The sequence below is a fragment of the Streptomyces sp. NPDC048734 genome (assembly GCF_043198675.1).
Classification (GTDB): Bacteria; Actinomycetota; Actinomycetes; order Streptomycetales; family Streptomycetaceae; genus Streptomyces.
The window spans coordinates 21942-35575 of record NZ_JBICUZ010000008.1 but is presented as its reverse complement, the minus strand read 5'-3'; the positions used below and the strand labels follow the sequence as shown (position 1 = coordinate 35575).

General features: G+C 72.8%; 10 protein-coding genes. 4 read left to right on the top strand and 6 right to left on the bottom strand.

Features of this window, described 5'->3' with window-relative positions:
- The first annotated feature begins 112 nt into the window (after positions 1–112).
- Positions 113–679, top strand: coding sequence for an acyl-CoA thioesterase (locus ACGFQC_RS21595; RefSeq protein ID WP_363086506.1), 567 nt, complete (start codon positions 113–115; stop codon positions 677–679).
- 145 nt (positions 680–824) lie between these two features.
- Here ACGFQC_RS21595 and ACGFQC_RS21590 read toward each other — a convergent pair whose 3' ends face one another.
- Positions 825–2177 carry an LCP family protein gene (locus ACGFQC_RS21590; RefSeq protein WP_363086505.1) on the bottom strand — a complete coding sequence of 451 codons (1353 nt, stop codon included), beginning with the start codon at positions 2175–2177 and terminating at the stop codon, positions 825–827.
- Positions 2178–2426: 249 nt separating this feature from the next.
- Between ACGFQC_RS21590 and ACGFQC_RS21585 the strand changes: the two genes are divergently transcribed.
- Positions 2427–3470: a glycosyltransferase family 2 protein gene (locus ACGFQC_RS21585; RefSeq protein ID WP_363086504.1), complete on the top strand. Its 1044-nt coding sequence runs from the start codon at positions 2427–2429 to the stop codon at positions 3468–3470.
- Positions 3471–3498: 28 nt separating this feature from the next.
- Here the strand turns inward: ACGFQC_RS21585 and ACGFQC_RS21580 are convergent, their stop codons facing one another.
- The 4 genes from ACGFQC_RS21580 to ACGFQC_RS21565 form a co-directional block, all read right to left on the bottom strand.
- On the bottom strand, positions 3499–5268 hold the full coding sequence (locus tag ACGFQC_RS21580) for an LCP family protein (protein ID WP_393288518.1): 1770 nt from the start codon (positions 5266–5268) through the stop codon (positions 3499–3501).
- A 53-nt stretch (positions 5269–5321) separates the two neighbouring features.
- On the bottom strand, positions 5322–7076 hold the full coding sequence (locus ACGFQC_RS21575; RefSeq protein ID WP_363086502.1) for an LCP family protein: 1755 nt from the start codon (positions 7074–7076) through the stop codon (positions 5322–5324).
- 265 nt (positions 7077–7341) lie between these two features.
- Complete coding sequence (locus ACGFQC_RS21570; RefSeq protein WP_393288517.1) at positions 7342–8379, bottom strand: LCP family protein; 1038 nt, start codon at positions 8377–8379, stop codon at positions 7342–7344.
- Positions 8380–8770: 391 nt separating this feature from the next.
- The gene (locus ACGFQC_RS21565) at positions 8771–9529 is read right to left on the bottom strand and encodes a TIGR03089 family protein (protein WP_363086500.1); all 759 of its coding nucleotides are present in this window, start codon (positions 9527–9529) and stop codon (positions 8771–8773) included.
- A gap of 129 nt (positions 9530–9658) precedes the next feature.
- On the opposite strand from ACGFQC_RS21565, the gene ACGFQC_RS21560 reads away from it, so the two are divergent.
- Together ACGFQC_RS21560 and ACGFQC_RS21555 are read left to right on the top strand one after the other, a co-directional pair.
- On the top strand, positions 9659–11170 hold the full coding sequence (locus ACGFQC_RS21560) for a peptidoglycan recognition protein (protein WP_363086499.1): 1512 nt from the start codon (positions 9659–9661) through the stop codon (positions 11168–11170).
- A gap of 207 nt (positions 11171–11377) precedes the next feature.
- Positions 11378–12460 carry an NDP-sugar synthase gene (locus ACGFQC_RS21555; protein ID WP_363086498.1) on the top strand — a complete coding sequence of 361 codons (1083 nt, stop codon included), beginning with the start codon at positions 11378–11380 and terminating at the stop codon, positions 12458–12460.
- 93 nt (positions 12461–12553) lie between these two features.
- Here ACGFQC_RS21555 and ACGFQC_RS21550 read toward each other — a convergent pair whose 3' ends face one another.
- Positions 12554–13597, bottom strand: a complete 1044-nt coding sequence (locus ACGFQC_RS21550) for a DNA-3-methyladenine glycosylase family protein (protein WP_393288515.1) — start codon at positions 13595–13597, stop codon at positions 12554–12556.
- Between the last annotated feature and the right edge of the window lie 37 nt (positions 13598–13634).

Genomic DNA, 13634 nt, shown 5'->3' with positions numbered 1-13634 from the left:
AGTGTGCCGGGAAGCGCTGTGTCCCTCACAGGGGCGTCGGAGAATCAGCGCCCCGCTGTTGCCAACCTGACACAAAGTCCCGGCTTGTCCGCCTCGGCATAAGGTGGAGGCCATGACAGACCAGGTCACCCCAGGGGACTCGGACACCCCGGACGCCTCGGACATCCCGGGCAAGCCCACGTCCGCATCGCGCACCACGCTCAGCCACATCATGAGCCACAACGACACCAACCTCCTGGGCACGGTGCACGGTGGCGTGATCATGAAGCTCGTCGACGACGCGGCGGGCGCGGTGGCCGGCCGGCACTCCGGCGGACCCGCCGTCACCGCGTCGATGGACGAGATGGCGTTCCTCGAGCCGGTCCGCGTCGGTGACCTGGTCCATGTGAAGGCCCAGGTCAACTGGACCGGCCGGACCTCCATGGAGGTCGGTGTCCGGGTGCTGGCCGAACGCTGGAACGAGTCCGCGCCGCCCACCCAGGTCGGGTCGGCCTACCTCGTCTTCGCCGCCGTCGACGCCGACGGCAAGCCCCGCCGCGTCCCTCCGGTCCTGCCCGAGACCGACCGCGACCGCCGCCGCTACCAGGAGGCCCAGATCCGCCGCACCCACCGCCTGTCCCGCCGCCGGGCCATCCTGGAACTGCGCGAGCGCCGGGCGGCGGAGGGCTTCGACCACTGAGGCGACCGGGGCGACCGGGGCGAGCGGGGCGGCCGAGACGACCGGGGCGACCGGGGCGGCCGAGACGGCCGAGGTGACTGAGACGGCCGGGGCGGTGGTCGATCCGCCCGTCCAGGTGTCCCCTCGGCCCGGCGGAACCGGGCGGTCAGGCGCAGCCCACCTCGTCGCCGCGGACCACCGCGGACCCGCCCCGGTCCGGGGTGTCCGCCCGGACCTTGCGGACGTGGTGGGACTCCGTGCCGGTGGTGACCTTCAGGGTGGGGCCGAGGCCCGGGACCGGGCGCAGCACGCTGCCGGGGAGGGCGGCGGCCAGGGACTTCGCGGAGCGGTCCCAGCGGGGGTCGTGGGAGATGACCGTGCGGCGCACCGAGGTGTCGCGGGCCGTGGCCGGCTGTCCGGTCGTACGGAAGCCGGTGGCGCGCAGCGCCGTGTCGACCTGCTTGGCCAGGCCGGGCGTACGGGTGCCGTTCTCCACCTGGACGCGGATCTGCTGCGGGGGCACCTCCACCCGCACGGCCCGGCCGCGGGAGCGCGGCGCCGCGGCGAGGGGCTTGTCGTCTCGCAGGGCCCTGAAGAGGCGCTCGGCGCGGACCGGGTCCCACTTCACGGTCGAGCCGATGCCCTTCACGGCGTACCCCATCCGCCCGAGGGGGACGGTCGCGAACTCCGACGAGGAGGGGGAGAAGGTGCGCATCGCCCGCCCGAGGTCCAGCAGCTCGTCGGTGCCGAAGCCGCGGTCGGCCCGCACCGAGCCCAGTACCGCCCGCGTCACGTCGCGGAACTTCAGCGGGTTCAGCAGGATCCCGGAGGAGGTCGCCCGCTCCACCAGCCCGGCCAGGAACTGCTGCTGACGTTTCATCCGGCCGAGGTCGGAGGAGGCGTCGGAGTGCCGTGAGCGGACGTACTGGAGGGCCTCGCCGCCGCGCAGGATGTGGTCGCCGGGCGCGAGGTCGAGGCCGGTGTAGGAGTCGGTCAGCCGCCGGTCCGTGCAGATCCGCACGCCGCCGAGGACGTCGACGGTCTTCATGAAGCTGGTGAAGTCGACCTCCAGGTAGTGGTCGATCTTCACGTGGGTCATGTGCTCGACGGTCCGCACGGTCAGCTGCGGTCCGCCCTCCGCGTACGCCGCGTTGAGCTTGACGGGGTGGCCGTGGTGCTTCTCGCCGGTGGTCCGGTCGGTGTGCGGGGGCGTCTCGGCGTAGGAGTCGCGCGGCAGGCTCACCACGCTCGCCCGGTCCCGGTCCTCCGAGATGTGCACGATCATCAGCGTGTCGGTGCAGTGGCAGGGCGCGCCCCCGAGCCGGTAGCGCCGCCGTTCGGCCTCGGTGATCCGGTCGCGGCCGTCGGTGCCGACCATCAGCACGTTCATGCCGTGGCCGGCCCGCGGGCGGTTCTTCATGTCCTTGAAGGGGTCGACGCGGGCGATCCCGGAGTCGAGGCCGCTGACCAGGATGTGGCCGATCCCGGCGGAGGCCAGCACGACGACCGAGAGCGTCATGGTCGCCCGCACGGCCCAGCGGGGACGTTTCCCCGGTGCGGGGCGGGCCGGCCGGGGCCGCGGGCGGCGGGCCGGCCGGGAGGCGGGGGACCGGGGCGGGGCGGGAGACAAGCGGGTCACCTCCGGGCGACGGCCGTACGCGGCGTACGAGGGAGCCGTGAGCACCGTAGGCCGATGCGATCTGCCGCCCGCCGCACGCACCCGGCGGCGCGCACCGGTGTCCCCCGTTCGCGGTAACGTGATGCTCCTATGAACGCGAAGTCCGACGTGCAGCTCCCCGCCGTGTCCGTCATCATGCCCGTCCTCAACGAGGAGCGGCACCTGCGCGGAGCGGTCCAAGCCATCCTCGCGCAGGAGTACGCAGGCGAGATGGAGGTCGTGATCGCCCTCGGTCCGTCCACGGACCGCACGGACGAGATCGCCGCCGAACTCGTCGCGGACACCGCGGCCGACCAGAACAAGCGCGTCCACACCGTCCCGAACCCGACGGGCCGTACGCCCGCCGCCCTGAACGCCGCGATCAAGGCCTCGCGCCATCCGGTCGTCGTCCGCGTCGACGGGCACGGCATGCTCTCGCCGAACTACATCGCCACCGCCGTCCGGCTCCTGGAGGAGACCGGCGCGCAGAACGTCGGCGGCATCATGCACGCCGAGGGCGAGAACGACTGGGAGCACGCGGTCGCCGCCGCGATGACCTCGAAGATCGGGGTCGGCAACGCCGCCTTCCACACCGGGGGACAGGCCGGCCCGGCCGAGACCGTCTACCTCGGCGTCTTCCGGCGCGAGGCGCTGGAGCAACAGGGCGGCTACAACGAGGAGTTCATCCGCGCCCAGGACTGGGAGCTGAACTTCCGCATCCGCGAGGCCGGCGGACTGATCTGGTTCTCGCCCGAGCTGAAGGTGTCCTACCGCCCGCGGCCCAGCGTGAAGGCGCTCGCCAAGCAGTACAAGGACTACGGCCGTTGGCGGCACGTCGTCGCCCGCTACCACGAGGGCTCCATCAACCTGCGCTATCTCGCCCCGCCGACCGCGGTGTGCGCGATCGCGGCCGGGACCGTGGTCGGTGCCGCCCTCACCCCGCTCGGCTTCCTGGTCCCGGGCGGCTACCTGGCGGCGATCGCCCTCGGCTCGCTGCCGGCCGGCAGGGGACTGCCGCTCAAGGCGCGCCTGCAGATCCCGGTGGCCCTCGCCACCATGCACATGTCGTGGGGATTCGGCTTCCTGACCAGCCCGAAGTCGCTGGCGAAGAAGGTCATCGCCTCCCGCCGCCCCGCGGTCCTCAGCGCGAACTGAGCACCGCGCGGCGGCCGGTGGGCCCGGTCTACCAGGTGTAGGCCGGGTCCACGTGCATGCACTGGCTGGTGTCGGCGGCGTTCATCGTCTCCGCCGAGGCGGGCGTCCTGTCGTCCTTCACCGGCGCCTTGTACGCCGTGCCCGAACGCCAGTCCGCGCCCACGAAGAGGGTGACCCCGGAGACCTCGGTGGACCGCTTCACCTGGCCCGTCGGGACCCCGAGGACCTTCGCCACCCGCAGCGCGTCGGCCTGGAGGTCGGCGCTCGGGTAGCGGATCACCGTCGTCTTCTCGGGGGTGGCCGGCGAGGTGTCCGCCCTGGCCCCGGTGAAGCCCTTGCCGACCAGCAGCTCCGTCACCGAGGCCGCCCGTCCGCGGGCCGCGCCCAGCGTGTCGGTGTACGTGCCGTTGTGGACCCGCACGGCGATCTCGTCGTCCGCGGCGGCCGCGTCCGTGACCGACGGGGACGGGCTCGCGGTGGCCTTCGCGGCGTCCTTGCCGTCCAGGGCGATGTCCTCGCGCACCAGCCGGAACAGCTTCTCGGCGTCCTCGGTGGGCACCACCCGGCCGGGCTGCGCGGTGTCGTACCGGTTGGGCATCGTCGTCATGGTGATGCGCTCGGTGGGCACCTTCTGCAGCTCGGTCGCCAGGTCGTACATCTTCTTGATGCTGTCCAGGCCGTCGTCGACGGTGATCGCCCGCGTGGCCGCCTCGGCGAGCTTGCGCAGTCCGTTCGGGTTGGTCAGCTTCGCCTCCGAACGCAGCTGACGGACCATCGAGTTCATGTACATGTGCTGCGCCTTGGCGCGCGCCAGGTCGGTGTCGTCCTCGAAGCCGTAACGCGTGCGCAGCCACTGCAGGGCCTGCTCGCCCTTGATGTCGTGGGTGCCCTCCGCCAGCTTCAGGCCGGAGCCCTTGCCGGTGCTGGTGTGCGAGTGGATGTTGGCGTCCACGCACACCGGGACGCCGCCGATCGCGTCCGCCATCGACACCACGCCGGCGAAGTCGATCATCATGAAGTGGTCGATGTGGATGTCGGTGAGCTTCTCCCAGGTGGCCACCGTGCACCCCGGACCGCCGCGCCCCAGCGAGGAGTTGGTGATCTCCCGGGTGAGCGCCCGGTACACCTCGCCGGTGTCCGGGTCGGTGCACTTGGGGAGGTCGAGCAGGGTGTCGCGCGGCATGCTCACCACCGACATGTTGCTGCGGTCCGCGGACACGTGCAGCAGCATCTGGACGTCGGCGAGAGGCGTGCCGTTGAAGGTGTCCTTGGCCCCGCCGAGCTTCTGGTTCTCCGCGGTGTCCCGGGCGTCCGAACCGATCAGCAGGATGTTCAGCGCCTTCTGCCCGGCCTCGTTGGCCTTGGTGTCCGCCGCCCGGTCCTTGGCGTCGCCCAGGTTCAGCTCGTCGCTCTTGATGTTGGCGTTGAGATGCTCGTAGTAGAGGTATCCGGCCCCCGCGCCGCCCAGTATCACCAGGGTGAGCACGGTCGCCGACCAGCGCAGCGCACGCCGTCTGCGCCCTCTGCGGCCGGTGCCGCGGCCGCCGTCACCGGCCCCGCCCGCGCCGCCGTCCCGGGCGCCGTCCCCCGCGCCGCCGCCGTCCCGGGCGCCGTCCTCCGCGCCGCCGCCGTCCCGGGCGCCGTCCTCCGCGCCGTCGTCCTCGGCCGTCGTCCCGTCGTCCTCGGCCGTCGTTCCGTCGTCCGCCGTCGTGGACGTGGTGTCCCCGGTCCCGGGAACCGTCCCCCGTACAGTGCTCCGCCCCACTGGCCCTGCCCCTCCCCGCCGTGCGCCTGACATGACACGGGCCCGTCCCGCGTCAAGTCAGACGCTTGACGGGCCCGCAGGGTTACCTACTTGGCGCACTGGACCTTGTCCGCCGTGGACTTGTCGACCGTGTCCGGCACGGCCGTCGGGGCCGTGAGTGAGACGCCCGCGCCCTTGAAGTCCTTGCCCAGCGTCAGCGTCATCGTCGGCAGACCCTGGGCGTTGGTGACGCTCTCGCCCGGCTTCAGCGCGGTCCCCGGCAGCCCCATGACGGCGGCGAGCTTGCGTGCCTGGGCGGCCTGTTCCGGCGCGTACTCGAGCGTCGTCCTGCTGAGTTCCTCCGGCGCGTTGCCGGCGTTCTCGGACTTCGTCACGCCCTGATCATTCTGCAGCCAGCTGAGAGTGGCCTGTGCGCTGCCGCCCTTGGCGCCGCCGTTCATGATCCGCACCCGCACCTCGGAGGCCGCGGACTGCGTTCCCTTGAGCCGGGCCGCCGCGGCCGCGGCGGCCGCGTCCTTCGAGGCCTTCGCCTGCTCCTTCACCTCGGTGAAGGACACGTCGTCCTGGATCATCCGGAAGACGGTGGGCGCGGTCGACTGGTTCAGGACGACCGTGGCCTTGACCTTCTCGGCCGGGTTGTCGACGACCGGCACGGTGGTGAAGGTCAGGTTCTTGGTGTTGAGCTTGCCCAGCTCCAGACCGAGATCCTTCAGCTTGGAGATGCTGTCCAGCTGGGAGTCGACGGTGAGCGCCTTCGTGCCCGCCTCCGCCAGCTTGATCATCTTGGTGGGGCTGGTGAGCGTGTCGTTCGACTTCAGCTTGCGCATCAGCGAGCCGAGGAACTGCTGCTGGATCGCGATCCGGCTCAGGTCGCCGCCGAAGCCCACCGAGTGCCGGGTGCGCAGGAACGCCAGCGCCTGCTCGCCCTGGACGGTGTGCGTGCCCTTCGACAGCTTCAGGTGGGAGTCCGGGTCGTCGATGTCCTTGGCCAGGCACACCTCGACCCCGTCGACCGCCGTCGTCAGGGTCTTGACCGCGTTGAAGTCGGCCACCATGAAATTGTCCGCCTGGACGCCGGTCAGCTCGGTCACCGTGCGCACGGTGCAGCTCGGCGTGCGGCCGTCCTGGCCGAGGCTGGTGTTGAAGCGGGCGCCCTCGGTGCCCTTGATGACCTTGCTGGTGCCGTCCTCCTGCTCGGTCGGGCAGTCCGGGATGTCCACGATCAGGTCGCGCGGGATGCTCAGCGCGGTCGCGTTCGTCCGGTCCTTGGAGACGTGCAGCAGGATCGTGGTGTCGGCGTGGCCCGCGCTGCCGGCGTCGCCGTAACCCTCGTTGCCCGCGCCGGTGCGCTTGTCGGTGCCGATCACCAGGATGTTGATCGCCTTGTCCTTGCTGAAGCCACCGGTGCTCGCGCCGTCGTCGGAGACGGAGGTGATGTTGTCGTTGAGGTGCTCGAGGTAGAGGTAGGCCGCACCGGCGGTGCCCACCAGGACGAAGGCCATGACCCCGCCGGTCCACAGCAGGATCTTCTTCGTGTTCGTCTTCTTCGCCGGCCGGCGCCCGCGCCTGCCCGGCGACGGCTCCTCCGGCGCGCCGCGGCGGCGGCGCGGCCCCGGAACCTCCGGGGCGTCCCGTTCCGGAGCCGCCGTACGGCTGCCGGTGGCGGGTTCGGAGCCCGGCCCGCCGCCCGCCGCACGGGCGGGACGCCTACGGGGCCCGGGCACAGCCGGCTGCGGTGCGGAATCAGCCAGTCGCAGTTCGTATTCGCCGGTGTCCGGGTTGAGTACCCACTGGTCTGCGGGGTCGATGTTCTCCGCCCGCCCACGGCCTTGCGCGTCCACGGTTGTCCGAATCCTCCGTCGGGGCCACGCGGCGCCTTTCCCCCTCTGAGGCGCTCGGGTCTCGGTCACACAGTGCTCGACCCCAGAACGGTCCTCAGGCCGGGTGCACCGGATCGCTCACACTATCCGCCAAGTTCGGCGCGCAGCGACGACGGTGACAAATTCCACGTCCCTACAACCGGGCAATACGGGCCAATTCCTTGAACTGGAGTTCGCCGTGGCCCGGCGGTTTGGGAAGCGCTTTACCCGCGGTCGTGCGCGCGGCTCACGTGCAGGTGTGATCGCCGGCCGTGTTCCCCCGGAAAGTCGGTTCGGCGGGACTCGGCGACGCGTACGCATCGTGATCGGGCGACTCCGAAGAGGTCGGATTCCCCGGCTCTTTCCCGGTGACGGAGACGGGTGCGTCCGTCCTCAACCGCTCGAAGAGTTTCTCCGCCGCGGGCTCCACCAGCTGGTCGCGATTGGCGTTGTAGACGTACGACTCCCGCGGGACGGTCAGGAAGCGCACCTGTCCGGTGGGAATCTCGCGCAGGCCGCGCACGAGGTCGTACAGACTGCGCAGGCTCGCCAGGGCCGGGTCGGTGGTGAGCGAGGACGTGGCCGCGTCCAGCACCGGGTACAGCTTCACCGGGTTCAGCAGGACGTCGTTGCTCTGCGCCTTGTCGACGAGCGCGCCGAGGAACCGCTGCTGGCGGTCCATCCGGTCGGTGTCGCTGCCGTCGCCGAGGGTCTTGCGGGCGCGGACGTAGCCGAGGGCCTGCTCGCCGTCGAGCGTCACCCGCCCCGCGGGCAGCCGCAGCTTGGCCGCCTTGTCGCGGATCGGCTCCTTCAGGCACACCTCGACGCCGTCGAGGGCGTCGACCATCTTCTTGAAGCCGTGGAAGTCGACGACGACGTGATGGTCGATCCGGACGCCCGTCAGCTTCTCGACCGTGCGGATCGTGCAGGCCGAACCGCCCGTCTGGAAGGAGTGGTTGAACATCGCGAACATCGGCGCCGACCGGGAACCGTCCGGCCGTCGGCAGGCCGGCACGTCCACCATGAGATCGCGGGGTATCGACACGGCGGTCGCGCTGCGCCGCCCGGCGGACAGGTGCAGCAGGATCGTCGTGTCCGACCGCTCGGTCCCCGAGTCCCGCCCGTACGCGCTGTTGCCGTCCCCCGCGCGCGAGTCCGAACCGATCAGCAGCACGTTCCGCGCGTCCTTCACCAGGGCGGTCGGCCGTTCCTTCGCGTACCGCGCCAGCTCCGCCGCGGCCGCCTCGTCCGGCGTGATGTTCCCGTCGAGCTCGGCGTACGCCATCCACCCGGCCACCCCGGCCCCCACCACCAGCAGCGCCACCGTCCCCAGCCCGGCCCCCGCCCACCGCCGCCGACGCCGACGCGCGAGCCCCGCGCCGAGAGCGGACGCCCCGCTCCCCGGCCCGAGAGGCCCGTCCGCACCGCCGGCCGGTCCGAGAGGCTCTGCCGCGCCCTCATTCCCACTCACGCCGGCACCCACCCCTCCCGCTCACCGTACGAAAACGCCGTGCAGTCCCTACGACGATGCCGCGAGCGGAGGCGAAGCGCGGTCGGGGGAGGCCGAACGGGCGACGGGGTGGGGAGCGGGCCGGGCGGACGGCCGTCCGTGGCGCCGGCGGCCCCCGAGGCCGGGATCCGGGCAGTGGGGACGCCCGTCGGCCGGTGCGTCGCGGCTACCGTGCCGTGGCGGTCACCCGTTCGCTGTCGATGCGCCTGGCCAGGGTCTCCTCCGACGCCTCGGCCAGGTTCCGGCACAGCACGACCGAGCCGCCGGTGGCCAAGGGGGCGTACAGGCCGGCGCTGAGACCCTCCCAGGTGTCGTACGGCAGGCCCGACAGGAGGCGGGAGCCGGGGCCCGTGAGGCCGAGGGCCGGCGCGTCGGCGCGGGCGCGCTCCACCAGCTCCGCGCCCGTGTACTCCGCGCCGGCCACGATCAGCGCCGGCGCCTCGGGGTCGACGGGCGCGTACGGCGCGAAGCGGTCGCCGTGGGTGGGGACGTCCACCGCGTAGTCGGCGTACCCCTGCGGCGGCGCCGGGACGAACCGGCGGCCCAGCGGCGCGAGCGACAGCGCGTACCGCTCGCCCCGGCACGCCAGCCCCGCCTCGAACCGGCCGGGACCGGCCACGACGAAGTCCGCGCGGGCCGGGTCCCCGGCCGCGTCCGCGACGACCCCGACCGAGGAACACGCCACCAGCCACACCGCCGTCTGCCAGTGCGCGGGCAGCAGCAGCGCGACGCGGTCACCGGGCTCGGCGGACAGCCCGTCCTGGAGGAGGTTGGCGGTCTTGGCCACCCAATTGGCGAAGGTGGCCACGGACAATTCCACCCGTTCGCCCGTGGTGTCGTCGTAGAAGGTCACCAGGGGACGGGCGGGATCCGCGGCGAGCGCGGAACGCAGCAGGTCGGCGGGGGTGCGGTCAGTGGCGTTCACCCGCGTCAGCGTACGCGCAGCCCTCGGGTGAACGCCCGCCGCCGGGCCACCGGTTCGGCCGAACGCCCTCCGGCACCCCGTCAAGACCCCGATGGACAGAAATGTATGACTATGTCCACGATCGGTGGCATGCGTGGACTGCTTGCTTCCTCGATCGGCGTCACCTGTGCGGCCGCGCTGGCCCTCCCGCTGACGCCCCCCGCCTCCGCGGTGACGACGCGTCCGGCGTCGACCGCGCAGGCGGCGCCCGCCGCGGCCCGGCCCGCCGGCCCCGCCGCCCCGCTCGCCGGCAGCACCCAGTCGCTGCCCCTGACCCCCCTCGCCCGCGACCGCGCCGGCGGCGGCACCGGAGCCGAACAGGGCCTGCCGCCCCGCGACGTAAGGTCCTTCTCCCTCCTCGGCGTCGTCTGGGACGACCCGGACGCCGAACTGCACGGCCGCGTCCAGGTCCGTACGCGCGCCGCCGGCACCGGCACCTGGTCCGGCTGGCAGGACGTCGAGACGCACAACGCCGACCACGGCGCCGACCCCGACACACCCGAACGCGCCTCGGGCCACGTCCGCGGCGCCACCGCCCCGCTGTGGGTGGGGGAGTCGGACGGCGTCGAGGTCCGCGTCAGCCCGGACGCTGAGCGGCGTACGGAGGACACCGCGGACGGCTCCCGCACCATGTCCTCGTCCCTCGGACTCCCCGCGGGGATGCGCCTGGAACTCGTCGACCCCGGCAGCACCGCCCCCGCCCCCGCCCCCGTGGGCCCGCTCCGCGGCCGGGCCGCGCCCGCTCAGGCCGCGGCCGGCGTTCCGGTCGACGCCCCTGCTGACGCGGTGGCGGGCGCGGCGGCCGACACGGCGGCGGGCACGGCGGCGGAGCCGGCCGCCGGCACGACGGCCGAGCCGGTGGAGGCCTCCGTCACCAACGCCGCCCTCGCCCCCCTCGGCACCACCGAGATCCCCGCCCTCGACCTCGCGGGCACCGAACGCGAACTCCTCACCCTCCGCTCCGGCGAACTGACGACGGCTCAGCGCGCGAAGCCGTACATCGGTCCCCGCCCCGGCATCGTCACGCGCCGCGGCTGGGGCGCCGACGAGAAGCTGCGGGAGAAGAACTTCGTGTACACCACGAAGGTCAAGGCCGCCTTCGTGCACCACACGGCCTCGGGGAACACGTACAAGTGCTCACAGGTCCCGTCCCTCATCCGCGGTATCTACCGCTACCACGTCAAGAGCATGGGGTGGCGGGACATCGGCTACAACTTCCTCGTCGACAAGTGCGGCACCATCTACGAGGGCCGCGCGGGGGGCGTGGCGAAGCCGGTCCTGGGTGCCCACACCCTCGGCTTCAACAGCAACAGCATGGGAATCGCCGTCCTCGGCACGTTCACGTCCACCAAGCCGACCGCCGCGGCGGTCAAGGGCATCGCCCGCCTCACGGCATGGAAGCTGGGTCTGTCCGGCGCCGATCCGAACGGAAAGACATACCTGAAGTCCGGCGGTGGCAATCTCTACCGAAAAGGTAAGAACGTACGACTGAACGTGATCTCCGGACACCGGGACGGCTTCGCCACGGAATGCCCAGGACGGCAGCTCTACGGCAAGCTCGGCTCGGCCCGTACGACCGCGGCCGGCTACCAGGGCCGCTGACGTCGAGAAACCGGAGCCCCGGGGCCGGGGAGGCCCCGCCGGGCTCCGGCGGTACGGGGACACGTTCAGCGGGGGGCACCGTCCATAGCCGTCGGGGGGACTGCGCGTGGGACACCGCACGGCCATCGAAGTTGCCGCACCACCGTCTGCATACACTGGCCGGCCGAAAGACAGTTCGGCCGGTCCCGGCAGGAAGCAGAGACGAAGGTGACAGAAGCGATCCTCCTGGTCGGCGGCAAGGGCACCCGGCTGCGCCCGCTCACGGTGCACACGCCCAAGCCCATGGTCAGGGCGGCGGGGGTGCCGTTCCTCACGCACCAGCTGGCGCGGGCGAGAGCGGCGGGCGTGGACCACATCGTCCTCGCGACGAGCTATCTGGCCGAGGTCTTCGAGCCGTACTTCGGCGACGGCTCGTCGCTGGGCCTCCACATCGAGTACGTCACGGAGGAGGAGCCCCTCGGCACCGGCGGCGCCATCCGCAACGTCGCGTCCCGGCTCCGCTCGGGCCCCGACGAACCGGTACTCGTCTTCAACGGCGACATCCTCACCGGCCTGGACATCAAACGGTTGGTGGCCACCCACGAGGAGACGGCGGCGGACGTCTCGCTGCATCTCACGAGGGTGACGGACCCCAGGGCGTACGGCCTGGTCCCCACGGACGACACGGGCAGGGTGCTGGCCTTCCTGGAGAAGCCCCAGACCCCCGAGGAGATCGTCACCGACCAGATCAACGCGGGCGCCTACGTCTTCCGCCGCTCGGTCATCGACACGATCCCGGCCGGCCGCCCGGTCTCGGTGGAACGCGAGACGTTCCCCGGCCTCCTGTCCGCCGGCGCCCACCTCCAGGGAATGGTCGACTCGACGTACTGGCTGGACCTGGGCACCCCGGCGGCCTTCGTCCGGGGCTCGGCGGACCTGGTGCTCGGCCGTGCCCCGTCCCCCGCGGTCCCCGGCCGCTGCGGCGACCGCCTGATCCTGCCGACGGCCACGGTCGCGCCCGACGCCAAGCTGACCGGCGGCACGGTGGTCGGCGAGGGCGCGTTCGTCGCGGAGGGCGCGCGCGTCTTCGGCTCGACGATCCTGCCCGGCGCGGTGATCGAACCCGGCGCGGTCATCACCGACTCCCTCATCGGCACCCGGGCCCGCGTGGGCGAACGCTCGGTCCTCACCGGCACGGTCATCGGCGACGGCGCGGTGATCGGCGCCGACAACGAACTCCGTGACGGGGCGAGAGTGTGGTGCGACGCGAGAATCCCGGCGGCGGCCCTGAGATTCTCCTCGGACCGGTAGCCGCCCCGTCGTTCAACCCGCCCGAGCGGTGGAGGCGGAGGAGAGCGGTGGAGGCAGGGGCGGCGGGGGTGGAACATCCCCCGGTGCCTCTCCTCAGAGCCTCCCGATGTCCCCCACCGGCATCCGGGGACCCCGCCGCTCGGGCGTCCTCCCGCTCAACAGGATCAACCGCGCGGCCCGGTGCCGCTGCCCCGCGTACGGCTCCAGCAACGCCAGCATCACCGCATCGTCCGCGTACCTGTCCCGCGCCAGTGCCCACCCCACGATCCCCGGCAGATGCAGATCCCCCACGGTCACGGCGTCCGCCGCCCCGTGACTGCGCTGCACGACCTCCGCGGACGTCCACGGCCCGATCCCCGGCACGGCCTCCAGCCGGGCCTGCGCCCGATCCGGCGGCATCCGGACCGTCTCCTCCAGCCGCCCGGCGACCCGCACGGCCCGCAGGACCGTCGACGCCCGCTTGTCGTCGACTCCGGCCCGGTGCCATTCCCACGAGGGGATCAGCGCCCAGGTCCGCGGCGCCGGCATCACCCACAGCCGTCCACCCGCCGCGGGTCCGGGCGCCGGCTCCCCGAACTTGCGCACCAGCGTCCGCCACGCCCGGTACGCCTCGACCGTCGTGACCTTCTGCTCCAGGACCGACGGGATCAACGACTCCAGCACCAGCCCGGTCCGCAGCAGCCGCAGCCCCGGCCGCCGGTGCCGGGTCGTGGCCACCAGCCGGTGCCGGGCCACGAAGGCGCCGGGATCGTCCGCGGCCCCGAGCAACTCCGGCAACCGCTCCAGCAGCCACTCGGCCCCCGGCCCCCAGGCCTCCCCGCGCACCGCGCTCTCACCGGGCACCACCGAGACCCGCAGCGTCCCCGGCCCGCCGGGCGTCAGGCTGGCCCGCCACACCGACCCGTCGGGCATCGCCCGGAACGTCGGGTCCGCGGGCCCACGCCGGAGCGGCCCCAGCACCAGCCCGAGATCGAGCGGCCCGTCCGGCACCCAGGTCCGTACCCGCCCGGCCGCGGACACCTGCCGGGACACCCCGGCGCCCCCGCCGGCAGTCCCGCCGCGCACGGGCACGGGGGCCCCTCCCACGCCCTTCAGGCGGTGGGGGAGCGCGGGCCGGGGATCGAAGCGTCCTGCCACGGGTGAGGTCCTAGCTGGGCGGGGTCGGGCGAGCGGA

Coding starts and splice junctions, on each gene's coding strand:
- ACGFQC_RS21595 (WP_363086506.1), top strand. CDS start 113: ATGACAGACCAGGTCACCCCAGGGGACTCGGACACCCCGGACGCCTCG.
- ACGFQC_RS21590 (WP_363086505.1), bottom strand. CDS start 2,177: ATGACGCTCTCGGTCGTCGTGCTGGCCTCCGCCGGGATCGGCCACATC.
- ACGFQC_RS21585 (WP_363086504.1), top strand. CDS start 2,427: ATGAACGCGAAGTCCGACGTGCAGCTCCCCGCCGTGTCCGTCATCATG.
- ACGFQC_RS21580 (WP_393288518.1), bottom strand. CDS start 5,268: ATGTCAGGCGCACGGCGGGGAGGGGCAGGGCCAGTGGGGCGGAGCACT.
- ACGFQC_RS21570 (WP_393288517.1), bottom strand. CDS start 8,379: ATGGCGTACGCCGAGCTCGACGGGAACATCACGCCGGACGAGGCGGCC.
- ACGFQC_RS21560 (WP_363086499.1), top strand. CDS start 9,659: ATGCGTGGACTGCTTGCTTCCTCGATCGGCGTCACCTGTGCGGCCGCG.